Consider the following 26,304-nt stretch of genomic DNA (forward strand, 5'->3'; position numbering starts at 1 on the left):
CTCAATTTTAGAACAACATCCCCCACGAATGAGGAGGGAACCGCCCCCCCCTTTCATCGCCACGCATCCCCTCTCAATCCGGCGCCCGGTTCCTCAGGAAACATCCCACTTCTACGCCCGCCGGAACTTCATGGTCCGCCTTGCCACCCCGCCCCCCCCGCGAGACCGGACTCAGTGAGCGTCGCCGTTGAAACCCGGAACCTGGTTCGGTTTCGCCGCACCTGCCGGAACCGGATGCGCCTCGTCGAAAACCCGCAGGCCCGCGGCATCGAGGATCCCGACCTTGTCCTCGGCCGCACACCCGGCATCCAGCTTCCACCGCCGCGCGACAAACTCATACAGGGCCTCGCGCTTGTCCTTGCCGTAGTCGTGTTTCCCCTCCAGAAAGTGGGCATTCTCGACCTGGTCCGCCTGGCCAAAGAACCCGTAGATCCGTTGCAAATGCGGGAAAACGTCGTCCGGCGTGTGGGCGGTCCAGTCGCCGCCATCGGAAATCACCAGCATCGGCTTGGGCGCGATTACCCCGGCGATCTCGACCGGGTTGGTTACATGCCCCGGCCGGACGTGGATCGGCATGCCGCTTTCGCAAACGCAGCCGCCGTAGAAGTAGGACGAGACCATCGCGCAAGGGACCGACATGCTGACCCTGTCGTCGACGGCCGCCAGCTGCATGGTCAGGGTGCCGCCACCCGACGCGCCGGTGACCAGCACCCGCGAACGGTCCGCGCCGTCGAGTTCACACATGAAATCCAGCACCCGGATCGCGTTCCAAAGCTGCAAGCCCAGCACCCGCGGATCGAAGTCGTGCTTCCAGCCGAGCAGCATCGATTCGCCGAAGCCGATCCCGTCGAAGGCGAACACCGCACAACCCATCCGCGCCAAACTTCCGCAGCGCTTCTGCATGTCGTCGCGGAAGCGACCGTGCTCGCGGAGGTCCTTTCCTTGCCAGTGGCCGTGCGGACACAGCACCAGAGGCATGTCTTTCCGTGCATCCGGCAGGTACAGGTTGCCGGTGACGAAAAATCCCGGCAGCGACTCGATCGCGACATTCTCGACCTGGTAGCCATCCTGATTTTGAGGCGAATGGCGGATCGGATTCAGCGCTCCTTTTGCCGGCAAAGGCCACAACCCCGCCCCTTCGAGGATTCCCTGGCGGATACGCTTCGCCTTGGACTTCCAGGATTCGCGATCCTCATACTCCTTCGCCCGCGCGGCCAGGTCCGCCTTGCCTTCCTCCGGGGTGAACACCCGCCCCTGCCGGAGTTCCTGCCCGCCCGCCATTCCCGACCATCCGACGACGCCAATTGCCACCCATTTTGCCCAACGCATCCGGAGAATCTGCCCGGGGAATCGCGGGCGGTCGATACCACAAAGCAGGCGGTCTGGACGGATGGCATTCACCGCAATGGCAATGCAGGCGACGAACTCGATCCGGCCCGCAACTCCTGTTCAGGAACGAACCTCGGTTGCCAGATCGGTCTCGCCGCGCTCGTACGCATCGAGGTTGTCCAGCGTCACCGAGGTGATGTTGGACAACGCCTCCGCGGTGAAGAATGCCTGGTGCGAGGTCACCAGCACATTGGGAAAGGTCATCAGCCGCATCAGCCGATCGTCGTCGATCACCACGTCGGACAGGTTCTCGAAGAAGATTCCCGACTCCTCTTCGTACACGTCCAGCGCCAGCCCCCCGATCTTGCCCGACTTGAGGCTCCGGATGACCGCCGCGGTATCGACCAAGCCGCCGCGCGAGGTGTTCACCAGCAACACACCGTCGCGACAGCGGGACAGGGCCTCGTCGTCGATCAGGTGATGGGTCGCCGGCGTCAGCGGACAGTGCAGGGTGATCACATGGGACTCCGCCAGCAGCTGCTCCAGCGGGACGTAGGAGGCCCCCGCCGCAACCGCCGCCTCGTTCGGATAGGGGTCGCTCGCCAGCACCCGCACGCCGAAGCCGCTGAGCAGTTTGCAGAAGATCAGCCCGATCCGGCCGGTTCCGATCACACCGATCGTCTTGCCGTGAAGGTCGAATCCCAACAGCCCCTTCAGCTCGAAGTTGCCGTCGCGCACCCGGCTGTAGGCCCGGTGGATATGACGGTTGGCGGCCAGCAGCAGGGCCAGGCAGTATTCCGCGACCGCATGCGGTGAATATTCCGGCACCCGCATCACCCGCACCCCGTGATCCGCCGCGGCCGCCAGGTCGACGTTGTTGAAGCCGGCGCAGCGCAGCGCGATCAGGCCCACCCCGCCTGCCGCCAGCTCGCGGATGGTGTCGCGGTCGACCTCGTCGTTCACAAACACGCACGCCGCCTGGCAGCCCTTCGCCAGGCCCGCGGTTTCGGCCCGCAGGCGATTCTCGAAATAGCGGAACTCATGATCGCTCCCGGCGGCATCGAAATACTCGCGGTCATGCGGCTTGGTGGAAAAAACGGCAACCTTCATGCAACCCAAAGGGCCAGCAGGATCCATACGGATCAAGGGAACTTTTCGCGCCCGCTGCAACGGATCCCTGATTCGCGGCGACCGGTGGTCACACTCTTTTTATACGTTCGTTTGACTTTATTCAACGCTCGTTCAATTTTCCGTCCGTGCAGCGGGAACTCTTTCCATCCACCCCGAACAAGGGCGAACAGGCTCGGCGCAAGCTGCTGCTGGCCGCCTTGAAAAAGTTCGGCGACAAGGGCTATGACAACGCCTCGGTCCGCGAGATCGCCGACGAGGCGGGACAGAACGTGGCGGCGATCGCCTACTACTTCGGCAACAAGGAGAAGCTTTATGCCGCGGTGCTACAGGGCATCGCGGCACACATCGGCGGCCTGTTCCGCGGCATCGCCGACGATGCCGAAGAGCGGCAGGCAGCCGGCACCCTCGGCCCCGCCGCGGCGGCGGAGGTGATCAAGCGCATGCTCCGCACCCTGCTCGGTGAACAATTCGGCGGCGAGTTCGAGAAAATCCGCAACGTGATGATGCGCGAGCAATCGTCGCCCAGCGACAGCTTCGGCCTGCTTTACAAGGACATGCTCAAGCCGACCCACGAGCTGCTCACGCGGATGGTCGGCACGGCGATCGGCGAGGACCCCGCCTCGCCCGTCACCATCCTGCGGGCCCACGCCCTGATCGGCCAGGTGCTGGCCTTCGCGATGGCCCGCGAAACCATCCTGCGCCGGCTCGGCATCAAGAAGCTCGGTGCCGAACACGCCGCGATGATCGGCGACATCCTCGACGAACACATCGAGGCCGTCTGCCTCGGCCTCAACCCCGCAACCCGATGAGAACCCGCATCATCATCATCCTGATCCTCATCGCCGTCTCGACCGGCGGCTGGCACTTCTACGACAAATACCGGGTCGAACACGCGCCGCTGGTGCTCCACGGCAACGTCGACATCCGCGGCGTCGACCTCGGCTTCCGCGTGGCCGGACGCATCGGGACGATGCTCGTCGACGAGGGCGACGCGGTGAAAGCCGGCGATCTGATCGCCCGTCTCGACGACGAGCCCTACCGCCGCGATCTCGACCAGGCCGAAGCCGCCCTCGCGCTCGCCAAGGCGGATCTCGACCTCAAGCAAGCCGGCTACCGGCCGGAGGAAATCGAGCAGGCGCGGGCGCAACTCAACCGCAACCAGGTCACCGCCTCGAACGCCAGGAGGGTCTATGAACGGCAGGCCGCGCTGGTGGAATCGAGCGGCGTTTCCCGGCAGTCGTTCGAAAACGCCGAAGCCGCGCTGCACGAGGCCGAACAGCAGGTGAAGGTCGCCGAAGCCTCGCTCAAGAACCTCGAGGCCGGATTCCGCCGCGAAGAAATCGCCGCCGCCGCGGCCAGCCTGGCCCAGGCCGAAGCCGCCGTGGAGCTGGCGAAGATCCGCCTGGCCGACACCGGGCTGAAGAGCCCGTCCGACGGTATTGTCATCACCCGGGCGGTCGAAGCGGGCGCCATCGTCCAGGCCGGCGCAACCGTGATGTCGCTTTCCCTCGAGGATCCGGTCTGGGTCCGCGCCTATGTCCACGAACCCGACCTCGGCAAGTTCCCGCCGGGCACCAAGGTCACGCTGGTCACCGACAGCCGGCCGGACCAGCCCTATCACGGCACCGTCGGCTTCGTCTCGCCGCGCGCCGAGTTCACGCCGAAGTCGGTCGAAACCGAAGAGCTGCGGACCTCGCTGGTCTACCGCATGCGGGTCGTGGTGGCCGACAGCGACGGCGCCCTCCGCCAGGGCATGCCGGTCACCCTTTCCCTCGACGAGGCACGCTGATGTCCCGGGTCGTGGTCAACTTCCGCGACGTGACCAAGACCTTCAAGGGCATGGAGGTCCCGGCGCTGGACGCGGTCTCGGGTGAAATCCGCACCGGCCTCATCACCGGCCTCGCCGGGCCCGACGGCGCGGGCAAGACCACCTTGCTGCGGCTCATCGCCGGGCTGATGGAACCCGACCGCGGCGAGCTGCGGACGCTCGACCTCGATCCCATCCGCGACGCCGCCGGGATCCGCGGCGAGGTCGGCTACATGCCGCAGAAGTTCGGGCTCTACGAGGACCTGACGGTGCTGGAAAATCTCACCCTGCAGGCGGACCTCCGACATGTCACCGGGACCGAGCGCGAGGAGTCCTTCGAGCGGCTGCTGACCTTCACCGACCTCAAGAAATTCACCGGCCGCTTCGCGGGCAAGCTCTCCGGCGGCATGAAGCAGAAGCTCGGCCTCGCCTGCGCGCTGTTGGGGACGCCGAAGCTGCTCCTGCTGGACGAGCCGGGCGTCGGCGTCGACCCGATCTCCCGCCGCGAGCTGTGGCGCATGGTCGAGGAACTGGTCGGCCAAGGCATCGCCGTGGTCTGGAGCACCGCCTACCTCGACGAAGCCGAACTCTGCGGCACCACCCTGGTCCTCAACGAGGGCAAGTTGATCTTCGACGGCACCCCGGCCGACATCGCCCGGCCGCTGGAGGGACGTTGCTTCCACCTCCGCGACCCGGGGGAAGGCAAGCGGCGGCTGCTCACCAGGGCCCTGGTCCGCGACGAGACCAGCGACGGCACCATCCAGGGCCACAACCTGCGGCTGACCTTCCGGCCCGGCACCGCGCCCTTCCCGCCCGGCGAAATCGGCGCCGGCCCGGACGCCGACTGGAAGCCGGTCAAGCCGCGCTTCGAAGATGCCTTCATCGACCTGTTAGGTGGCGGCCCGCCCGGGGAGTCGGCCCTTGCCGCCCATACCAAGGAAATCCCGCTCGACGGCGAAACCGTGATCGAGGCGCGCGACCTGACCAAGACCTTCGGCGACTTCACCGCCACCGACCGGGTCAGCTTCGCAGTCAAGCGCGGCGAGATCTACGGCCTGCTCGGTCCGAACGGCGCCGGCAAATCGACCACCTTCAAGATGATGTGCGGCCTCCTGGTCCCCACTTCCGGCACCGCCACGGTCGTCGGACTCGACCTCCGCCACAGCGCCGGCAAGGCCCGCCAGCGGCTCGGCTACATGGCCCAGAAGTTCTCGCTCTACGGCAACCTCAGCGTCGCCCAGAACCTCGCCTTCTTCTCCGGAATCTACGGGATCCACAACAGCAAGCAGCGCTCACGGATCCGGGACATGACCGAAATCTTCCACCTCGGGCCCTTCCTCAACGCGAAGACGGACTCGCTCTCGCTCGGCTACAAGCAGCGCCTCGCGCTGGCCTGCGCGGTGATGCACGAGCCCGACATCCTGTTCCTGGACGAGCCGACCTCCGGCGTCGATCCGGTCACCCGCCGCGAGTTCTGGACCCACATCAACGGGCTGGTCGAGCGCGGCGTGACGGTGATGGTCACGACCCACTTCATGGACGAGGCGGAGTACTGCGACCGCATCGGCCTGGTCTTCCGCGGACAGCTCATCGCCAACGGAACACCCGACGAACTGAAGGCGAGCGTCGCCACCCGCGACGACCCCGACCCGACCATGGAAGACGCCTTCATCGCGCTGGTTACCGGAAAGGAGGGCACGTGAAGAATCTGTCGTTCCGCCGCCTGCGGGCGCTCTGCTGGAAGGAGACGCTGCAGATTTTCCGCGACCCCAGTAGCAACCTGATCGCCTTCGTGCTGCCGATGGTGATGATGTTCGTCTTCGGTTTCGGCATCAACCTCGACTCCTCGGTGCTGCGGATCGGCCTGCTCGACGAGGCCAGCGGCACCGAGTCCAACGGCTTCGCCCGGGCCCTCGAGGCCTCGCCCTGGCTCGAGGTCCACCGCTACGAGACCCGCGCCGGCCTCGGGCACGACATCACCGAATCGAAGATCCGCGGCTTCGTGATCATTCCCCCCGACTTCTCCCGCCGCCTCAAGGATCCCTCCGGCACCGCACCGGTGCAGGTGGTCGCCGACGGTTCGGAGCCGAACATCGCCCAGTTCGTCGGCTCATACGTGAACGGAGTCTGGCAAAGCTGGCTGCAACAGGACTTCGCGGACCGGGGGAAGGAGTTGAAGCGCGAGATCGCCCTCGAGCCTCGCTACTGGTTCAACCCGTCCGCCCAAAGCCGGAACTTCCTGATCCCCGGATCGATCACCGTGATCATGACCGTCATCGGCGCGCTGCTGACCTCGCTGGTGGTCGCCCGCGAGTGGGAACGCGGGACGATGGAGGCCCTGCTCGCCTCGCCGGTCAGCCGTGCCGAGCTGCTGCTCAGCAAGATCATCCCCTACTACCTGCTCGGCATGTTCTCGCTGTTGCTTTGCGCCGCCACCGCCCGCTGGCTGCTCGGGGTGCCGTTCCGGGGTTCGATCCTCGCCCTCTGTGTCGTCGGCACCTTCTTCCTGCTCAGCGTGCTCGGCATCGGCCTGGCGATCTCCACCGGGATGCGAAACCAGTTCAACGCCGCCCAAGCCGCACTGAACGCCGCCTTCCTGCCGGCGATGATGCTGTCGGGCTTCGTCTACGAGATCTCCAGTATGCCGGCCTTCCTGCGCGGCGTCACCCACCTCATCCCGGCGCGCTACTTCGTCTCCTCCATCCAGACGATCTTCCAGGCCGGCTCGCTGTGGAAGGTCCTGCTGCCCGATATCCTCGCGCTGATGCTTTCCTCCGCCTTCTTCCTCGGCCTCACCGCCCGGCTGACCAAACGCCGCATGGACTGACATGAACTTCCTCCTCCGCATCCGCGCCCTGGTGATCAAGGAGCTGCAATCGCTGTTCGGCGACCCGTCGAGCCGCGCCCTGCTGGTGATGCCGGTGGTCCTGCAAACGCTGCTGTTCCCGTGGGCGGCCACGCTCGAGGTCGAGAACGCCTCGATGGCCATCTACAACCGCGACACCGGCGCGGCCTCGACCGAATTGGTCCAGCGCTTCACCCGCTCCGCCGCCTTCACCGACATCGTGCCGGTGCACAGCCAGGGTGAAATGGAGAACGCGATCGAAACCCGCAAGGCGATGCTCGCGGTCAGCTTCCCCGAGGACTTTTCGCGCAAGCTCGCCGCCGGAGAGACCGCCCCGGTGCAGGTGCTGATGGACGGCCGCCGCTCGAACGGCGCACAGATCGCCTTCAGCTACCTGCAAGGCATGGTGGAGGGCTACATGAAGGACCGCGCCGAACTGGCCGGCAGGCACCTGCCGTCGGAAGTCGTCACCCGCTACTGGTTCAACCCGAACCTCGACTTCAAGCACTTCATCCTGCCGAACCTGGTGGCCATCATCACCACCATCGGCGCCCTCATCCTCACCGCCCTGTCGGTCGCCCGCGAGCGCGAGCAGGGCACCTTCGACCAGCTGATGGTCTCGCCCCTCAACCCGGAGATGGTGATGATCGGCAAGGCGGTACCGGCGATGATCGTCGCCTTCTTCCAGGCCACCCTCATCCTCTGCGCCGCGGTCTTCCTCTACCACGTGCCCTTCCGCGGCAGCCTGCTGCTCCTCTATCTCGGCATGTTCTTCTACAGCCTCTCGCTGGTCGGCGTCGGCCTGCTGATCTCCTCGCTCTGCAGCACCCAGCAACAGGCCTTCCTCGGTGCCTTCACCTTCATGATGCCGGCGATGATGCTGTCCGGCTTCACCTCACCGGTGGAGAACATGCCGCACTGGCTGCAGGTCGCGACCTGGCCAAACCCGGTCCGCCATTTCATCGAGATCGTGAAGGAAGTGTTCCTCAAGGACGCCTCGCCGGAGCGGTTCCTCCACCTGATCGTCCCGCTGATGGTCATCGGTTTCTTCACGCTCAGCGCCGCCGCGGTGATGTTCCACCGCAAGTCAGCCTGATCTGCCGCGGGGTTCCGGAAGCCCGTTTACGCCGCCCCACTGCGAATCTACCCCAACGCGGAAAAGACTACCCGCTTGGCTAGCTAGGCGGTCGCGCCGGCGCTTGATAGCTTCCGCGGCTCCATGGCCCGTTATCCCGGGCCTGAACGCGGATCGCCGCTTCGCCAAACCCAACTCCCCATGAAACCCACACCTACCCGCCTGGCCCTCGCCGCCGCCCTCTTGTTCCCTGTCAACCTGCAGGGTGCCATCCTTATCCAGGAACTCTTCGACAACGCCGGCGCGGACATTCCCATCGCCGGCCAAGGTGGCACCGGTTCGTCGATCGGACTGACCGGAACCTGGTCGGATCCCGGCATCGGCGGAATGACCACGGCAAACAACTTCAACGTCGAGGACGCCGCCCCGGGCCTTCCCGGGCTGCCGTCGAATGCCGGCGCGAACGGTGGTGTTTGGCGTGCCGGCGGCGCTGACTGGAACACCGGCATCTACACGACCATCGGCCTGACCTCCGCGGTCGATTTCTCGGTCACCGGGACCCTTTATTTCAGTGTCCGCCTCAACAACGGGGGTGACACCTCGATGGGCATCGGGCTTGCCAACGGGAGCGCCGGATCCTCCGAGTTCGTCGGTGCCGGCCTCACCTGGAACACCGCCACCTCACTGGGTTCACAAGACGCGGCAAACGCCGCCTACATCAGCCATGGCACCCTGGGCCAGGATCTCGACGGGAACAACGACGGTCCCTACGCCATCCAGGCCAGCGAAGCGGCGGGCGGCATCAACGGCCCCACCCTGCTCGTCGGGCAGATCATGATCAGCGCGACCGGCGATGACCTGATCCGGATCATGCGCTACGGCTCCGGTGAGTCCATCGCCACCAATCCCGCCGCTGTTTCGTGGCTGGCTTCGTCCGCCTTTGACAGCAACATGGCCGCCGACCACCTGCTGCTGTGGCTCAATGGCAACGGCAATGGTGAACTCGACGCGATCCGCTTCGGCGAATCCTGGTCCGATGTTACGGGGGTGCCGGAACCAACTGCACCCGCGCTTCTCGCCTTGGGAGCAATCGCCGGCTTCCGTCGCCGGCGGCATCAGCGGTCGATCCATTGACGCACAGGAGCAAGGGCCCCGGAAGGACCACTGAATCCGGGTCCGCCGCCGGCTACCCCGATCAGCGGAATTGCCAAATTCCCCTCGTTCGCTTCACTGGCCCGACATGAAACCTGCTGCATTGCTCTTGCTCCTGCCCGCCCTCGCCTTCGCCCACCCCGATCACGGGACCGAGCCGGGCAAGGACATCGACACCGCCGTCCGCACCGGCAACGGAGCCTGGCAATACGAGGCCGTCCCGCACTGGGGCGAACTGCCCGACGGCAAGAACGTCGGCCCGACCCACGGCGGCGTGGTCATCGACCCGAAGACCGGCAACATCTACGTCTCGACCGACGCGCCGCACGGCATCCTCGTCTATCAGCCCGACGGCAAGGCGCTGCCCGCCATCGCCCCGGAATGCCAGGGCTTCCACGCCATGGCCGTGCGCGAGGAGGAAGGCCAAACCGTGATCTACGGCGCCCAGCTCGCCGGCCCGAAGGCACTGCGGGTGTGCAAGATCGACACTACCGGCAAGCAGCTCCTTGAAATCTCCCAGGCCACCGCCGGCGACCTCCAGGGCGGTTGGGGCGGGCTCACCGCCGTGGCGGTCGCACCCGACGGCAGCATCTTCTGCTCGATGGGCTACGGCGCCCAGTTCATCCACAAGTTCGACGCCGCCGGCAAGCACCTCAAGACCTTCGGCGGTAGCGGCAAGGGTGACGGCCAGACCGACAGAAGCCACGGGCTCGCCATCGACACCCGCTTCGGCGAACCGCGCCTGCTGGTCTGCGACCGCGAAAACCGCCGCCTCGTCCACTTCGACCTCGAGGGCAATTGGATCGGCGTCCACGCCACCCACCTGCGCCGCCCCTGCAGCGTCTCGATCCTCGGCGACCACCTCGCCGTCGCCGAGCTTGAGGCCCGCGTCACCATCCTCGACAAGTCCGGCACTCCGGTCGCCTTCCTCGGCGACAACCCGAACCGCGACCAGTGGGCCAAGTTCCCGATCCCGCTCGACCAGATGCACCTCGGCATCTTCACCTCGCCCCACGGCCTGTCCTTCGACAAGGACGGCAACCTCTACGTCCAGGACTGGAACCAGTCCGGCCGGGTGACGAAGTTGCAGAAACTGTGAGCGGATTTTCGCGTTTCGCCGGACCCGCGCTAGGGTCCGGCGCCATGAATGAAACGCTGAAATCCCTCGCCCCCGATCTCTCCACGGACGTCCCGCGCAGCCCGCGGGCCACGCTCGGCGGCTACGTCATCGCCGGCCGCACCCTCGACAAGTGCCGCGCGGTGCTCGCCGGCACGGCGGGCGAGTATCACTTCGATTGTCCGCTCGACCGCTTGTTCTTCGACTTCACCGGGATCAGCTCGGATGCCTTCAAGTCCAAGGTCGCCGGCGGCGCGACGGACGAGGAAATGGGCGCCTGGATCAAGGAGCTCACGGCCCGGAAGAAGGACATCGACATCATCAAGTGGAACAACGACCTGCGCGGCAAGCGGCTCTGCGAGATGCCGGACGAATTGCAGGCCTTTCTCGAGGGATACATCGAGGAGTTCGTCCCGAAACACCGGCCGGTCTATGTCTGGTTCGACGTCTACGACCTCGAGGAGGGCCGCCTCTGACCGTCACCATTTTCAGATGGCGCTGACGCCGGTGCGCACTCATGTTGCCCTTGATATGGCCATGAAAACGCTCCTCCGCTTCCTGCTGCCCGCCCTCCTTCCGATCGCCATCGGTGCCTTGACCGGCTGTGCCGGCATGGGTGCCTCCAGCACCGAACCCATGCTTTCCGCCTCCGGCTTCCGGGTGAAGAAGCCGGAGAATACCACCCAGCAACAGCTCTACGACCAGCTGCCGCCCTACAAGATCCAGCGCGGCGAATACCAGGGGAAGATCTTCTACGCCTACAAGGACGAGAAGCAGGGCGTCGCCTACGTGGGAAACGAAGACGCCTACCAGCAGTACCAGAAGCTCGCCACCGAGAAGAGCATTGCCCGCGCCCAGTACGAGGCCGCGCAGATGCAGCAGGACATGGCGTATCGTTGGTACGGCGCCTACTATCCGCGCGGCTACTACCGCTACTAAAGTCGAGCGTCGACAGGTCCATCGAGGGGCAGTGGACCCGCCCCAAGGGGAATCAAGCGGCGGCGTTCCGCGCGTTCCTTCGCGACCCCGGGGATCGAGACCGAGATCGCCGGCCATCCGCCGGCATTGGAATGACGGGCATTCAATGGGATCTCTCTCGGATTCCCAAATGGTTAACGCCATTTAACCGTTAGGTGGATTATTGACTTTCATTGAATTCTTAAGTCAACGTGGAGGGTCGCCATCACACTTACATGTCCCACACCCATGACACACCCACACCCCTGCCTGCCGGGCGGCCTGCGTGCCGCCCTGTTGGCAGTCGCCTCCTGTGTGCCGGTTCACGCCCATGATCCGGCCTTCACCCTGACTCCAACCACCAACCACCGCCAGCTGGGTTCGAACTTCGCCGCGACCGGCGATTTGAACGACGACGGCGTTCCCGATCTGGCCGTCGCCGACCCCTACTACCGGGGCGGCGGGACAAAGCTCGGGTCCGGCATCGTCCACCTCGTCAGCGGCGTGGACGGCAGCACCCTCCGCAGCCTCGGCGGGCTTCCCGACGAAGCCCGCTATTTCGGCTTTTCATTGGCCTCCCTCAACGCCGACGGCGACGGAGTTCCGGATCTCGCGGTCGGGGCTCCCGGTCAGAACGGGGGCAACGGCGCCGTCCTGGTCTATTCGGGCGCTGACGGATCCTTGATATCCACGGGAACCGGTGGCCTCCAATCGCAATATGGCACCGCTCTCGCCAATGCCGGCGACCAGGACGGGGATGGCCTCGACGATCTCTTCGTCGGGGCACCCTTGGCCGACAGCTTCCGCGGCCAGGTGGTCGTTCAATCGGGCAAAACCGGTGCGCCGGTCCGGCACGTCCCGTCATCTACGGCATTCGCGTCGTTCGGGGCGAGCGTGATCGCAGTCCCGGACCTCGATGGCGACGGCCGCCCGGATCTGGCGGCAAGCACCCCGGGCTATCGCTCCGCCTCCGGGACCGTCGGAAAAGTCACGCTGTTCGGTAGCACCGACGATGGCGTGATCGCCGAGGCGACGGGATCCGGCAGCTACACCCGCCTCGGCGAGTCGCTGTCGATCACCCGCGATGCCGACGGCGACGGCCGGCCCGACCTGATGGCCGGCTCCCTTTCCGGGGGCGTTGCCAAAGTCCTTTCCGGCGCCGACCTCTCGGTCATCGACGACCTCTCGGTGTCCGGCCTGCCCCCGTACAAAGCGGTGCATGTCGGCGGCAGCCTCGACTACGATGGCGACGGCATGCAGGACTGGCTGGTGGGTTCTCCTGCCCTCAACACCGCTGTTTCGCCGGCGGCCGGGGGCATCCGGATCATCTCCGGAGCGGACCACTCCACCCTGTTCGAGCGGCTTTCGACGGCTCCATACGACGGTCTCGGACTGAAACCCGCGGTCATCCCCGGGCTCGGCTTCGCGGCCGGCGAGTCGTCCGTCCTGTTTCCCGACACCGGCGGCACCGGCTTCGCCCACCTCTGGCAGGTCGACGAGGCGCCGGTCGTCGTGGACAGCGACGGCGACGGCATTCCCGACGACCAGGACGCCAACCCGAACTCGAACGTCGCCCCCACGGTCGCCATCGCCGGGGTAACGACCGACGTCGAGAACTTCGTCGATGCCGAGGGCACCACCTTGTCGGATCGCTTCGACGCCCTCGGCGCCCCGGACGACTATGGGAATCCGGCCCACTACCAGTCGGCGGTCACCCAACTGGCCGATGAAATGGAAAAGGCCGGCCTGCTGACCCGGGCCGAGGAAAAAGAGATCCGCAAGGCCGCCCAGGCGGCCAAGCTCGCCGCCCTCAAGCCGGACAAGGCTTCCGCCAAGAGCGCGAAAAAGAAAAAGTAAACGGACGCATTCCACCTCGCGCCACGTCCCGGAATCCGGGGCGTGGCGTTTTCGTGCCGGGACAATCCCTTTGACCCGCCACCGCACGGGTGGCTATGTCTCGGAGACCCGTTTCCCGCCCCATGAGCAAAGACAAACACCGCTTCCCCCGCGACGCCTTCCGCGTCGAGCCCGGCAAAAAGGTCAAACTGAAGGACTTCGACCCCGCGGATACCCAGGGCATCAAGGACAAGCAGCACGGCAAGGAGGCCCTGCTCGACGACATCTCCGAACTCGCGGAAGCACAGTCGCTTTTGTGGGCGAACAGCACCCGGTCGCTGCTCATCATCCTGCAGGCCCGCGACGCCGCCGGGAAGGACGGCGCAATCAAGCACGTGATGTCCGGGATCAACCCCCAGGGCGTCGATGTCTATTCTTTCAAGGCGCCCGACGACGAGGAGCTCAAGCATCACTTCCTGTGGCGGCCGATGCAGAAGCTGCCCGCCCGGGGCCGCATCGCCATTTTCAACCGCTCCTACTACGAGGAAGTGCTGGTGGTCCGGGTCCACCCGTCCTTCCTCGACCGCCAGGTCATCCCCTCGCGGCTCGCCGGCAAGCCCCTGGAGAAGCTGTGGGAAGCCCGCTACGATGAGATCAACCGCTTCGAGCAACACCTCGTCGACAGCGACATCTCGGTGATCAAGATCTTCCTGAACGTCTCCAAGGAGGAACAGCGCGAGCGCTTGCTCGACCGCCTGAACGAGCCCGGAAAGCTGTGGAAATTCAGCGCAGGCGACCTCGCCGAACGGGAACTCTGGGATGAGTATGACCGCGCCTACGAGGACATGCTCAACGCGACCAGCACCGAAGCGGCTCCCTGGCACGTGATTCCCGCCGACAAGAAATGGTTCGCCCGCGCGGCGATCGCCGACCTCATCGTCTCGAAGGTCCGCGGGCTCAAGCTCGAGCCACCGCAACCGACCGAAGAGCAACTCGCCGGCGTGGAGAAGTATCGCCAGGCCCTCGGCGGCTGACGACGCGCCCCCCCTTCGGCATCGACAAGAATCCGGAACCGAAGATAGTGGACAAGTCTAACCGCGAGTCCCGGATGCCCGTCTTCCCCAATCCCGCGCCGTCGAGCGCCGTCACCCGTTTCCTTGCCGCTCCCGCCGCCTGCCTCTTCGCCGGCTGCATGGTCGTCGGCACCGACTATACCGATCCTTCGGCGATCACGCCCGACACCTGGCACCAGAGCCTCGCCGCGGACCTCCACTCGGGGTCCTCGAGCCTCGAGTCCTGGTGGACCCGCTTCAACGATCCGACGCTCAACCGCCTCGTCGACACCGCGCGGAGTTCCAACCGCGACATCGCCATCGCCGCCGAGCGCGTGACCGAGGCCAAGGCCGCCCGAGGCATCGCCCGCAGCCAGCTCTTTCCCAGCCTCGACTTCGGCGGCGGGGTGTCGAGAAACCGCAGCAGCGAGAACACCGGGTCCTCGCTCGCCGCCGGGAAGACCACCGACTTCTGGTCCACCGGTCTCGACGCCGGCTGGGAGGCCGATCTGTTCGGCGGCGTCCGCCGCTCGGTCGAAGCCGCCGATGCCAGCGCCGAAGGCGTCGAGGAAGTGTACCGCGACACCCTGGTCAGCCTGCTCGCCGAGGTCGCCTACAACTACATCCAGGTCCGCACCCTAGAGGAACGGATCCGCATCGCCGAAACCAACATCAAGAACCAGCAGGAGTCCGTCGGCCTCACCCAGGACCGGCTCGATGCCGGCATCGTTCCGGAGCTCGATGTGTCCCAAGCTTCCTCCAACCTCGCCAACACCAAGGCGGTCGTGCCCTCGCTGCGCAACCAGCGCTCGATCGCCGTCAACCGCCTCGCCACCCTGATCGGCCGCTATCCGTCCGCCGCGGAGTCGATGCTGGGGAAATCGAAGGGCATCCCGGTTCCCTCGCGCTCCGCCGGCATCGGCATCCCCGCCGATCTCCTCCGCGCCCGCCCCGACATCCGCGCCGCCGAGCGCAACCTCGCCGCGCAGACCGCCCTCATCGGCGTCGCCGAGGCCGACCTCTATCCGCGCTTCACCCTCGCCGGGACCTTCCAGCTGCAAGCGCTCGATGCCGAGAACCTGCTGGAGTCGCGCTCGCGCAACTACTCCTTCGGCCCGTCGTTCCGCTGGAACATCTTCAGCGCCGGCCGCATCCAGAGCCAAATCGCGATCGAGGAATCCCGCACCAAACAGGCCTACTACGCCTATCAGAACGCCGTGCTAAAGGGCGTCGAGGAAGTGGAGAATTCCCTCGCCTCGGTGGCCAACGAGCGCGAGCGCCTCGCCGCCTTGAACGACGCCGTGGAGGCGTCCGCCAAGACCGTCTCGCTGGTCACCGACAACTACCGCGAGGGCCTCATCGACTTCCAGAACGTGCTCGATGCCCAGCGCACGATCTTCGCCAACGAGGACTCCCGCGCGGTCTCCCAGGGCCAGATCGCCGTCGCCTACGTCTCGCTCTACAAGGCCCTCGGCGGCGGCACCCGCATGCGCCCGCCGAAGGTCGCCAGCCAGGACAAATCCTGATCCTCCCAGCCCGTGAAATCCCTCCCCGTCCTCGTCCTCGCCACCTTCCTCGCTTCCTGCGGCAAGAAGCCCGCCCCGCCCGCGCCCCAACCGATGCCGGTCACCGTCGCGAAGCCCGAGCGCCGCGAGGTCACGGTCTACCGCGAGTTCCCCGCCACGCTCGTCGGCAGCCGCGAGGTCGAGATCCGGGCCCGCGTCCGCGGCATCCTTTCGCTCGCCAAGGGTGCCCGCCCGGACTTCGCCGGCAATGTCGTCGAGGAGCAGGACCCGCTGTTCGTGATCGAGCCCGACTCCTACGCCCAGGCGACCCGCGCCGCCGCCGCCGCGGTCGACCGCGCGAAGGCCGTCCGTGAGCAGGCGAAGAACCGGGCCGACCGCGTGAGCAGCGCCAATGCCGGGGCCAACCGCGCCGTCTCGCAGCTCGATGAGGAAGGCGCCCAGGCCGACCTCGCCGAAGCCACCGCCGCGGTCGCGCAGGCCGAGGCCCAGCTCGAGGAAGCCCGCATCACCGAGGGCTACACCCGCATCACCGCGCCGGTGACCGGCCGCATTTCCCGCCTCTACGTCGACCCCGGCAACCTGGTCGGCGCGAACGAATCGACGCTGCTAGCCACCATCATCGAGGAATCGAGCATGCTCGCCTACTTCGAGGTCCCGGAGCGCCCGCTGATCCGCTTTCTCGAACGCCGCGACGCCAACAAGACGACCGACCCGGTTTACCAGGCGGACATCCGCCTCAAGCTCGCCGACGGCTCCACCTACGAGCATCCCGGCAAGATCGACTACATCGAGAACCAGGTCGATCCCTCGACCCGCACCGCCAAGGTCCGGGCCGTGTTTCCCAATCCCGATGCCAAGCTCGCCTCAGGGCTCTACGGCCTGGTCGGCTACCCCGCCGGCCCGGATCCCGCCGACCCCGCCGCCAGGGAAGCCCTGCTGGTCCCCTCCACCTGCGTCCTGCGCGACCTCGGCGGCGATTTCGTCTGGGTCGTCGACGACGCCAACACCGTCCACCGCAAGGCCGTCACCACCGGCGACTCGGTGGAGAAACCGGTGACCGACCCGAACCAGCCGGTCGAGCGCCAGACCGTGGTCCTCAAGGGCCTCGACGGCAGTGAAAACGTCATCGTTTCCGGCCTCCAGCGCGCCCGCGACGGCGCCGTCGTCGCCCCGCAGGCCGCCGCCAACTGAACTCCGCCCCCCCGCGAGCTCCCGCCATGTTCAGCCTCTTCTTCATCAAGCGACCGATCTTCGCCGCGGTGATTTCGATCGTCACGGTCGTCATCGGCATCGTCGCCCTGATCAACCTGCCGGTCGCGCGCTACCCGGACCTCGCCCCGCCGACCATCCAGGTCACCGCCAGCTATCCCGGCGCCGACGCCCGCACCGTGGCCGACACGGTCGCCGCGACCATCGAGAAGGAGGTCAATGGCGTCGAGGGCATGATCTACATGTCGTCGGTCAGCGGCAACGACGGCAGCATGAACCTGACCGTCACCTTCGAGCCCGGCACCAACCTCGACTCCGCCAACGTGCTGGTCCAGAACCGCGTCTCGAAGGCGGAGCCCCGGCTCCCGGAAGAGGTCAAGCGCACCGGTGTCACGGTGAAGAAGAAGTCCACCGACACGGTGATGTTCATCGGCCTGCTCTCGCCGGGCGGCACCTACGACGCCGCCTATCTCTCGAACTACGCCAACCTGCGGCTGCGCGACGAGCTCTCGCGCGTCCCCGGGGTCGGCGATGTCACGGTCTTTGGCGTCGGCGAGTTCAGCATGCGGGTGTGGCTCGATCCCGACCTGCTGCGCGCCCGCAACCTCGCGCCCTCCGATGTCCTCGCCGCGATCCGCGAGCAGAACATCCAGGTGGCCGCCGGCCGGGTCGGCGCCGCGCCCTCCACCCCGGGCACCGCCTTCGAGTTCATCCTCAGCACCCAGGGCCGCCTCGCCCAGGTCGAGGAATTCGAGAACATCATCGTCCGTACCGGCGACGACGGCGGTACCATCCGCCTGCGCGACGTCGCGCGCGTGGAACTCGGGGCCGACGCCTACTCCCTCGCCTCCCGCCTTAACGGCAAGCCCTCCTCCACGCTCGCCATCTATCAGATCCCCGGCTCCAACCTGATTGACGTCGCCGATGGCGTCCGCGCCAAGCTCGACGAGCTTTCGGCCGCCTTCCCCGACGACGTCGAATACCACGTCGTCTACGATTCCACCGACGTCATCAACGCCTCGATCAAGGAAGTCATCATCACGCTCTTCGCCACGCTGGTGCTGGTGGTGCTCACGGTCTACCTGTTCCTGCAAAACGCGCGGGCGACGCTGGTCCCCACCATCACCATCCCGGTGTCGCTCATCGGCACCTTCGCGGTGCTGCTGGCGATGGGCTTCTCCCTCAACATCCTCACCCTCTTCGGACTGGTGCTGGTGATCGGCATCGTCGTCGACGACGCGATCATCGTGGTCGAGAACACCTTCGTTCACCTCGAGAAGGGCCTCAGCGGCAAGGAAGCCGCCGCCGCCGCGATGAAAGAGGTGTCCGGCCCGGTCGTCGCCACCACCCTGGTCCTGCTCGCCGTGTTCGTCCCCACCGCGGTCATGCCCGGGATCACCGGCACCATGTTCAAGCAATTCGCGGCGACCATTTCGATCGCCACCGTGTTCAGCTCGATCAACGCGCTGACCCTCAGCCCGGCGCTGTGCGGCATCCTGCTCAAGCCGAACCCCGCCGAACCCCGCGGCGTCTTCAAGTGGTTCAACAACGCGATCGACGTCTCCAACAAGAGCTACCGCGGCATCGTCCGCCTCGCGCTGCGCTTCTCCGCGATCGGCCTGCTCGCCTTCATCGCCATGACCGGCGGCTCGATCAAGGGCCTCGGCGACCTGCCGACCGGCTTCGTGCCGCAGGAAGACGAGGGCTACTGCATGATCGGCGTGCAGCTCCCCGACGGCGCCACCCTCGACCGCACCAAGGCAATGATGGCGAAGGTCGAGGCCATCGTCGCCGCCACCGAAGGTACCGCCGACTGCCTTTCGATCACCGGTTACTCGATCATCGACGGTGGCGCCGCGGCCAATACCGGCTTCTGCGTGATCACCTTCGAGCCGTGGGACGAGCGCGGCGATCCCGGCCTCCACCAGCGCGCCCTGCTCGCCAAGATCCAGCGCGGGCTGGGCTCGATCCAGGAAGGCGGCGCCTTCGCCTTCCCGATGCCCTCGCTGCCGGGTGTCGGCGTTTCGGGCGGCTTCTCCTTCATGCTCCAGGACAAGGAAGGCGTCGGCCTCGACCAGCTCCAGGCGGTCGCCGGCGAGGTGATCGCCACCGCCAATGCCGACCCGACCCTGGGCGGCGTCCGCACCACCTTCCGCGCCAGCGTCCCGCAGATCTACGTCGACATCGACCGCGAGCAGGTCAAGCGCACCGGCACCTCGATGTCGTCGGTCTTCGAGACCCTGCAGGTCTACCTCGGCTCCGCTTACGTCAACGACTTCACCCTCTTCGGCCGTGTCTTCAAGGTCACCGCCCAGGCAGACGCGCCGTTCCGCGACCAGCCCGGCGACATCGACAAGCTCCAGATCCGCAACAACGAGGGCAAGATGATCCCGCTCGGCGCGGTCGCCGAACGCAGGGACGTCCTCGGCCCGCAGAACGTGGTGCGCTTCAACATGCTGCCGTCGGTGAAGATCCTCGGCAACCCGGCTCCCGGCACCAGTTCCGGCCAGGCGATGGCCACCATGGAAGCCATCGCCGGCCGCGTGCTGCCCTCGTCGATGGGCTACTCGTGGACCGACCTGTCGTTCCAGGAGAAGCAGGCCGGCAGCGGCCTGGTCGCGATCTTCGGCTTCGCGGTGCTGATGGTCTACCTGGTCCTCGCCGCGCAGTATGAAAGCTGGTCGCTGCCGGTTTCCGTCTGCCTTTCGGTGCCCACTGCCCTCCTCGGCGCGGTGATCGCCATCAAGCTGCGCGGCATGGAAAACAACGTCTACACCCAGATCGGCATCATCCTGCTGATCGCCATGTCGACCAAGACCGCCATCCTCCTCACCGAGTTCGCCAAGCTGAAGCGCGACGAGGGCATGAGCATCTTCGACTCGGCGGTCGAGGCCGTCCGCCTGCGCTTCCGCGCGGTGATGATGACCGCCCTGTCCTTTGTCCTCGGGGTCATTCCCCTGCTCATCGCCTCCGGAGCCGGCGCCGAGTCGCGCAAGGTCCTCGGCACCGCCGTGTTCGGCGGCATGATCGCCGCGACCCTCGTCTCGCTGGCCGCGGTGCCGATGCTCTACTTCATCGTCCAGCGGCTCAGCGAGGGACGTCGCAAGTCCAAGCCCACCGAACCTTGAGCCCCGCGTTCCTGAGTCACCTGCTGGACCTGGGCATCGCGCTCGTCACCCTGGCGTTGATGGCCGGCGTCGGCCTCGCCCTGGATCCCCGCGGACTGCCGCGGGCGCTGCGCCCGCCCGGTCCACTGGCCGTCCAACTCGCCGCGGTGGTCCTGTTGCCGCCGCTGCTCGGCCTATCGACGGTGTGGCTGCTGGATCCACCGCCGGCGGTCGCCGCCGGGATTCTCCTGCTCGCCGCCTGCCCGGTCGGTGACATCGCCAACGTCTACACCTTGCTGGCCGGGGCCAACCCGGCGCGCTCGCTGGTGATCAACATCCTCACCGCCGTCGCCGCCCCGCTGACCATGACCGCGATCATCGCCGGCTACCACGCCTGCGGCCGTAGCGAAACCTACCTCGCGGTTCCGCCGGGCCCATTGTTCGTGCGGCTGATGCTGCTGCTGGCCCTGCCCGTGAGCGCCGGCCTGCTGCTCCGCCGCCACCGGCCCGCCTTCGCCGCAAAAGCCGGCAAAGCGATCCACCGCTTCACCGGCATCGGCATCCTCCTGCTGGTCGCCCTGGTCCTCCTCTCCCCGGCGTTCCGCATCGACCATTACCTCCCCGCCGTGATCACCGCGGCGACTTTCCTGCTCCTCTCGCTGGTCCCGGCCGCGCTGCTGGCCGTCCGGACCCCGGACCGCGACGACGGCGTGGCGGCCGCCCTCTGCCTGCCCGTGCGCAATGTCGGCGTCGCCGCGCTGATCGCCATCAGCCTGCTCCGCCGCAATGAACTCACCGCGGTCGTCGCCGTCTACTTCGTGATCGAGGTGCCGTTGATGTGGGGCGTCGCCCGCGCCATCTCGTCCCGCCGTGCCGGCAGGAACCTCGCCGAAAGTTCTTCCTCGGTTTGAGCCAGCATCTCGTCGGTATTCAGGATCTCCTCGATGAACGACTGCACCGGCTTTGCGGTCAGCCGGTCTTTGAGGCGGAGGATCGCAAACTGCGTGTGCAACCACGTGGCCTCGACTTCGAGCAGTTTCAGTTCGCCCCACTCGAGTTCCTTGCGCACCAGCGGCAGCGGGAAAAACCCGACCGCGTCGGATTGCTTCACGATGGAACGTACCACGCCGATGTCCTCGCAGTGGACCGACGGAACGAAGGTCGACTTGCCCTGGAACGCCAGCAGCGGCGTCAGGACGCGCGGCGGAAGCCGGGCCGTGATCGCCAGCGGCCAGCGGAGCACGCGGCTGAAGTCCAGCGCCCCCCCGGTCTCCGCCAGCGGATGACCCGGGCGGACCGCCACGTAGGCGCGACTGATGCGCATCGGCGTGACCTCCAGTTCGTCGTCCTCGATCTCGCTGGCCTCGCAAACCGCCAGGTCCACCCTCCGCTCCTTGAGCATGCGGAACACCTTGACCCAATGGTCCACCCGCAGGTCGAAGCGGAGCCTGGGATCGGCCGCCAGCAGCCGGGCCACGGTCGGGGCGACCACCAGATGCGCCGCATAGGGACCGGCGGCGACCCGCACTTCCCGGACCTTCGTTTTTCTCAAGGCCGAACCTTCCCGCATCAGGTCGTCCGCCTGGCCGACGATCGCCCGCGCCCGCTTCAACATCAGCAGCCCGGCTTCGGTCGGCTCCACCCCGGTTCGCGCCCGCAGGAACAAGAGGCAGCCCATGTTTTCCTCCAACATCTGGATGCTGCGCGTCAGTGCCGGCTGGCTCAGGTGAAGGGCTTCCGCCGCCCGCGCGAAATTGCGGTGCTCATGCAGCGCCAGCGCGTGATGAAGATGCCTCAATTCGATCACAATGCATCAGGGTTATCGTCATCATCAAAACTAAGCAATTTCCAAATGCGCCGGACTTCCCTACCAAGAGGATGCCTGAACTCGGCGATTAACATGAAATTACGAAATCTATTCTTCCCCCTCGGAAGCGCACTTCTGCTGACGGCGACCGCCTCGGCCCAGGACAAGAAACCCAACATCCTCGTCATCTGGGGTGACGATATCGGCACCTGGAACACCAGTTTCTGGAGCCGGGGCATGATGGGCTACCAGACTCCCAACATCGATCGCATCGCCAAGGAAGGCGTCGCCTTCACCGACTACTACGGCCAGCAGTCCTGCACCGCCGGCCGCGCCGCCTTCATCGGCGGCAACGTGCCGGTCCGCACCGGCATGACCAAGGTCGGCATGCCCGGCGCCAAGGAGGGCTGGCAAAAGACCGACGTCACCATGGCCACCGTGCTCAAGTCACAGGGCTACATGACCGGCCAGTTCGGCAAGAACCACCAGGGCGACCGCGACGAACACCTGCCGACCAACCACGGCTTCGACGAATTCATGGGCAACCTCTACCACCTCAACGCCGAGGAGGAACCCGAGCACGAAGACTATCCCGGCGACATGGTGATGGCCGACGGCAAAACCTTCCGCGAGAAGTTCGGTCCCCGCGGCGTCATCCACTCCTTCGCCGACGGCAAGATCGAGGACACCGGTCCTCTGACCCGGAAGCGGATGGAAACCGTCGATGAGGAGACCCTCGCCGCCGCGAAGGATTTCATGTCCCGCCAGGTGAAGGCCGAGAAGCCCTTCTTCTGCTGGTACAACACCACCCGCATGCACTTCCGCACCCATGTGAAGAAGGAGCATCGCCACAAGGGCAACGACGAGTACACCGACGGCATGATCGAGCACGACGCGATGGTCGGCGACATCCTCAAGTTCCTCGATGACAACGGTCTCACCGAGAACACCATCGTGGTCTACTCGACGGACAACGCGCCTCACTACAACACCTGGCCCGACGGCGGCACGGTGCCCTTCCGCAGCGAGAAGAATTCGAACTGGGAAGGTGCCTACCGCGTGCCCTGCTATGTCCGCTGGCCCGGCAAGATCCCGGCCGGCACCGTACTCAACGGCATCGTTTCCCACGAGGACTGGCTGCCGACCTTCGCCGCCATCGCCGGCGCTCCGGACATCAAGGAGAAGCTGCTCGCGGGCGTCGACCTCAACGGCCGCCACTACAAGAACTACATCGACGGCCACAACCAGCTCGACTACATCACCGGCAAGACCGACGAGTCGCCGCGCCACGAGTTCATGTATGTGAACGATGACGGTCAGATCGTCGCCATCCGCTACGATGCCTGGAAGGCGGTCTTCCTCGAGAACCGCGGCAAGGCCTTCGAAGTCTGGCGCGAGCCCTTCATCGAGCTCCGCGTTCCGCTGCTGTTCAACCTCGAGCGCGATCCCTTCGAGAAGGCCCAGCACAACGCGAACACCTACAACGACTGGTTCCTCGACCGCGTCTACCTGCTGGTGCCGATGCAGGCCTATGCCGGCAAGTTCCTGCAGACCATGGTGGATTACCCACCCAGCCAGACCCCGGGTTCCTTCAACCTGGAGAAGGTCCAGAAGCAGATCCAGTCCGCCGTCGGCGGCAAGTGAGCGGACTCCGGCTCATCCCGAACTCCGGGGCCGCATCCGTCGCCACACGGGTGCGGCCCCTTTTTATACACCGAATCTCGACATGAACCACCTGCTCCTCAAAGCCACCCTGCTCCTCGGTTCCGCCGCCCTCGCCGTCGCCGATCCGCTCCCCTCCTGGAAGGAAACCGGCACCAAGAAGGCCATCGTTTCCTTCGTGGAAAAAGTCACCACCCCCGGCTCTCCGGACTACGTCGATCCCGCCGGGCGCATCGCCACTTTCGACAACGACGGCTGCCTGTGGTCCGAGCAGCCGATGTATTTCCAGGCCTTCTACATCTTCGACCGGATCAAGGCCCTCGCCCCGGAACACCCGGAGTGGAAAGAGAAGGAGCCCTTCGCCTCGGTGCTGAAAGGCGACGTCAAGGCAGCCCTCGCCGGCGGTGAGAAAGCGCTGTTGGAAATGGCGATGGCCACCCATGCGGGCCTCACCGACGAGGAATTCCGGAAGGTGGTCCGCGACTGGCTCGACACCGCCCGCCACCCGAAGACCGGCATGGCCTACGACAAGATGATCTTCCAGCCGATGCTCGAACTGCTCGCCTACCTCCGCGCCGAAGGTTTCAAGACCTTCATCGTCTCGGGCGGCGGAATCGACTTCCTGCGCGTCTTCGCCGAGGAAGCCTACGGCATCCCGCCCGAACAGGTGGTCGGCTCCAGCATCAAGGCCGGCTACGAGATCCGCGACGGCAAGCCGGTCGTGATGAAGTTGCCCGAACTCGATTTCATCGACGACAAGGCCGGCAAGCCGGTCGGCATCCACCAGCACATCGGCCGCCGGCCGATCTTCGCCGCCGGCAACTCCGACGGCGACTTCCAGATGCTCGAGTGGACCACGGCCGGTAAAGGTGCCCGCTTCGGCCTGCTCGTCCACCACACCGACGCCGAACGCGAATGGGCCTACGGCCGCGAGTCCCACGTCGGCAAGCTCGACAAGGGCTTGGACGAAGGGCCAAAGCGCGGCTGGACCCTCGTCAGCATGAAGGACGACTGGCAGACCATCTACCCGGCCGACTGAGCCACGCGTCACCAAAGCTCTCCCTACCAGTGAAACCATTAAAGCAAAACCAACACTCCGGCGATGCATTGTCGCCGCCACCGTGGCCCTTGCCGCCGCGGCCACCGCCCAGGACAAGAAACCGAACATCCTCGTCATCTGGGGTGACGACATCGGCTGGAGCAACCCGAGTTGCTACAATCACGGGATGATGGGTTACCAGACGCCCAACATCGACCGCATCGCCAAGGAAGGCGCCATGTTCACCGATTGATACGGCCAGCAGTCGTGCACCGCCGGCCGCGCCGCCTTCATCACCGGCCAGAGCCCGTTCCGGACCGGCTTGCTCAAGGTCGGCCTTCCAGGGACCAAGGAGGGCATGTCGATCAAGGATCCGACCATCGCGGGACTGCTCAAGAACCATGGCTACATGACCGCCCAATACGGCAAGAATCACCTCGGCGATCTCGACGAGATGCTTCCTACCAACCACGGCTTCGACGAGTTCATGGGCAACCTCTACCACCTCAATGCCGAGGAGGAGCCGGAAAACGTCGATTACCCGAAGGATCCCGAATTCAAGAAGAAGTTCGGCCCCCGCGGAGTGATCAAGTCGAGTTCCGACGGCAAGATCGAGGACACCGGCCCGCTCACCAAGAAGCGGATGGAAACCATCGACGAAGAGGTCACCTCCGGAGCGATCGACTCTATGGAACGCGCCCACAAGGCGGAGAAGCCGTTCTTTCTCTGGTGGAATTCCACCCGCATGCACATCTTCACCCACCTCAAGGAAGGGTCGAAGGGCAAGACCGGGCTCGGGGTTTATCCCGACGGCATGGTCGAGCACGACGGCATGATCGGCCAGATCCTCGGCAAGCTCGATGAACTCGGCATCGCCGACAACACCATCGTGATGTGGTCCACCGACAACGGCGCCGAATGCTTCACCTGGCCGGATGGCGGCTCACCCCCCTTCCGCAACGAGAAGAACTCGAACTGGGAGGGCGGCTACCGCGTCCCCTGCGTCATCCGCTGGCCGGGCGTGATCAAGCCCGGCACCGTCTGCAACGACATCCTCTCCCACGAGGACATGCTGCCCACACTGTTGGCCGCCGCCGGCGAGCCCGACGTGAAGGAGAAGCTGCTGACCGGACACAAGGCGATCGAGCGCGACTACAAGGTCCACCTCGACGGCTACAACCTGCTGCCCTACTTCAAGGGAGAAATCGAAGAGGCCCCCCGCAAGGAATTCTTCTATTGGACCGACGACGGGAACCTCGCGAACTTGCGCTACAACCGCTGGAAGGTCGTGTTCATGTAGCAGCGCGCCCACGGCTTCGACGTCTGGGAAGAACCCCTCGTCACCCTGCGGCTTCCGAAGCTGTTCTGCCTGCGCACCGATCCCTATGAACGGGCCGATCACGAGGCGATGAACTACGGTCAATGGAGGATCGAACGGATCTACGCGATGGTGCCGGCACAGGCATTCGTGGCCAAGCACCTCGAGACGTACAAGGCTTATCCCCCGCGGCAGAAGCCCGGAACATTCGGCCTCAACCAGGTGCTGGAGAAGCTTCAGGAAGGTGGCACCCACTGAGGCCTTGCTTCTCTTCAAGAGCCGCGCCCGGGACAGCCGGGCGCGGCTCACTTTTGCCCATCACCGAATTAGCCCCT

At 65.9% G+C, this 26,304-nt stretch carries 20 protein-coding genes and 1 pseudogene; 18 read left to right on the forward strand and 3 right to left on the reverse strand.

Annotated features, from left to right (window positions below):
• Window positions 1–171: 171 nt before the first annotated feature.
• Complete coding sequence (locus tag IG178_RS23315; RefSeq protein ID WP_193215003.1) at window positions 172–1,329, reverse strand: alpha/beta hydrolase family protein; 1,158 nt, start codon at window positions 1,327–1,329, stop codon at window positions 172–174.
• A gap of 120 nt (window positions 1,330–1,449) precedes the next feature.
• A complete protein-coding gene (locus tag IG178_RS23320) occupies window positions 1,450–2,439 on the reverse strand; it encodes a 2-hydroxyacid dehydrogenase (protein ID WP_193215004.1) in 990 nt (329 codons plus the stop codon).
• Window positions 2,440–2,585: 146 nt separating this feature from the next.
• Between IG178_RS23320 and IG178_RS23325 the strand changes: the two genes are divergently transcribed.
• The 15 genes from IG178_RS23325 (at window position 2,586) to IG178_RS23395 (ending at window position 21,054) form a co-directional block, all read left to right on the forward strand.
• Entirely contained in the window at window positions 2,586–3,269 is a 684-nt protein-coding gene (locus tag IG178_RS23325; RefSeq protein ID WP_193215005.1) for a CerR family C-terminal domain-containing protein, read from the forward strand.
• Window positions 3,266–4,249: a secretion protein HlyD gene (gene hlyD, locus IG178_RS23330; protein WP_193215006.1), complete on the forward strand. Its 984-nt coding sequence runs from the start codon at window positions 3,266–3,268 to the stop codon at window positions 4,247–4,249. The genes IG178_RS23325 and hlyD overlap by 4 nt, the downstream gene beginning before the upstream one ends.
• On the forward strand, window positions 4,249–5,970 hold the full coding sequence (locus IG178_RS23335) for an ATP-binding cassette domain-containing protein (RefSeq protein WP_193215007.1): 1,722 nt from the start codon (window positions 4,249–4,251) through the stop codon (window positions 5,968–5,970). Before hlyD ends, IG178_RS23335 begins: the two co-directional genes overlap by 1 nt.
• A 5-nt stretch (window positions 5,971–5,975) precedes the next feature.
• Window positions 5,976–7,094, forward strand: a complete 1,119-nt coding sequence (locus tag IG178_RS23340; protein WP_226895710.1) for an ABC transporter permease — start codon at window positions 5,976–5,978, stop codon at window positions 7,092–7,094.
• A gap of 1 nt (window position 7,095) precedes the next feature.
• The gene (locus IG178_RS23345; protein ID WP_193215009.1) at window positions 7,096–8,208 is read left to right on the forward strand and encodes an ABC transporter permease; all 1,113 of its coding nucleotides are present in this window, start codon (window positions 7,096–7,098) and stop codon (window positions 8,206–8,208) included.
• Window positions 8,209–8,388: 180 nt separating this feature from the next.
• Window positions 8,389–9,321, forward strand: coding sequence for a PEP-CTERM sorting domain-containing protein (locus IG178_RS23350; protein WP_193215010.1), 933 nt, complete (start codon window positions 8,389–8,391; stop codon window positions 9,319–9,321).
• A 106-nt stretch (window positions 9,322–9,427) separates the two neighbouring features.
• Window positions 9,428–10,438, forward strand: a complete 1,011-nt coding sequence (locus IG178_RS23355; protein WP_193215011.1) for an NHL repeat-containing protein — start codon at window positions 9,428–9,430, stop codon at window positions 10,436–10,438.
• A 44-nt stretch (window positions 10,439–10,482) separates the two neighbouring features.
• Complete coding sequence (locus IG178_RS23360) at window positions 10,483–10,932, forward strand: DUF5069 domain-containing protein (protein ID WP_193215012.1); 450 nt, start codon at window positions 10,483–10,485, stop codon at window positions 10,930–10,932.
• Between the two features lie 61 nt (window positions 10,933–10,993).
• The gene (locus IG178_RS23365) at window positions 10,994–11,395 is read left to right on the forward strand and encodes a hypothetical protein (protein WP_193215013.1); all 402 of its coding nucleotides are present in this window, start codon (window positions 10,994–10,996) and stop codon (window positions 11,393–11,395) included.
• 267 nt (window positions 11,396–11,662) lie between these two features.
• Complete coding sequence (locus tag IG178_RS23370) at window positions 11,663–13,270, forward strand: integrin alpha (protein WP_193215014.1); 1,608 nt, start codon at window positions 11,663–11,665, stop codon at window positions 13,268–13,270.
• Window positions 13,271–13,392: 122 nt separating this feature from the next.
• Window positions 13,393–14,283: a polyphosphate kinase 2 family protein gene (locus IG178_RS23375; RefSeq protein WP_193215015.1), complete on the forward strand. Its 891-nt coding sequence runs from the start codon at window positions 13,393–13,395 to the stop codon at window positions 14,281–14,283.
• A 74-nt stretch (window positions 14,284–14,357) separates the two neighbouring features.
• Window positions 14,358–15,827: an efflux transporter outer membrane subunit gene (locus tag IG178_RS23380; protein WP_193215016.1), complete on the forward strand. Its 1,470-nt coding sequence runs from the start codon at window positions 14,358–14,360 to the stop codon at window positions 15,825–15,827.
• A 12-nt stretch (window positions 15,828–15,839) separates the two neighbouring features.
• Window positions 15,840–17,018, forward strand: a complete 1,179-nt coding sequence (locus IG178_RS23385; RefSeq protein ID WP_193215017.1) for an efflux RND transporter periplasmic adaptor subunit — start codon at window positions 15,840–15,842, stop codon at window positions 17,016–17,018.
• Between the two features lie 26 nt (window positions 17,019–17,044).
• Window positions 17,045–20,164, forward strand: a complete 3,120-nt coding sequence (locus IG178_RS23390) for an efflux RND transporter permease subunit (protein ID WP_193215018.1) — start codon at window positions 17,045–17,047, stop codon at window positions 20,162–20,164.
• Window positions 20,161–21,054, forward strand: a complete 894-nt coding sequence (locus tag IG178_RS23395) for a bile acid:sodium symporter family protein (protein WP_193215019.1) — start codon at window positions 20,161–20,163, stop codon at window positions 21,052–21,054. Before IG178_RS23390 ends, IG178_RS23395 begins: the two co-directional genes overlap by 4 nt.
• On the opposite strand, the gene IG178_RS23400 is transcribed toward IG178_RS23395, so the two are convergent.
• Window positions 20,955–21,941, reverse strand: coding sequence for a LysR family transcriptional regulator (locus tag IG178_RS23400; RefSeq protein WP_193215020.1), 987 nt, complete (start codon window positions 21,939–21,941; stop codon window positions 20,955–20,957). The genes IG178_RS23395 and IG178_RS23400 overlap by 100 nt on opposite strands.
• A 102-nt stretch (window positions 21,942–22,043) precedes the next feature.
• On the opposite strand from IG178_RS23400, the gene IG178_RS23405 reads away from it, so the two are divergent.
• The 3 genes and pseudogenes from IG178_RS23405 to IG178_RS23415 all read left to right on the forward strand — a co-directional run bounded on the left by IG178_RS23405 (window position 22,044) and on the right by IG178_RS23415 (window position 26,227).
• Window positions 22,044–23,594 carry an arylsulfatase gene (locus tag IG178_RS23405; protein WP_193215021.1) on the forward strand — a complete coding sequence of 517 codons (1,551 nt, stop codon included), beginning with the start codon at window positions 22,044–22,046 and terminating at the stop codon, window positions 23,592–23,594.
• A gap of 82 nt (window positions 23,595–23,676) precedes the next feature.
• Window positions 23,677–24,651 (forward strand): HAD family hydrolase, encoded by a 975-nt coding sequence (locus tag IG178_RS23410; RefSeq protein WP_193215022.1) that lies wholly within the window; start codon window positions 23,677–23,679, stop codon window positions 24,649–24,651.
• Window positions 24,652–24,718: 67 nt separating this feature from the next.
• Window positions 24,719–26,227, forward strand: a pseudogene (locus IG178_RS23415) (arylsulfatase).
• The last annotated feature ends 77 nt before the right edge of the window (window positions 26,228–26,304 follow it).

Source organism: Neoluteolibacter marinus, from assembly GCF_014904755.1.
GTDB lineage: Bacteria > Verrucomicrobiota > Verrucomicrobiia > Verrucomicrobiales > Akkermansiaceae > Haloferula > Haloferula marina.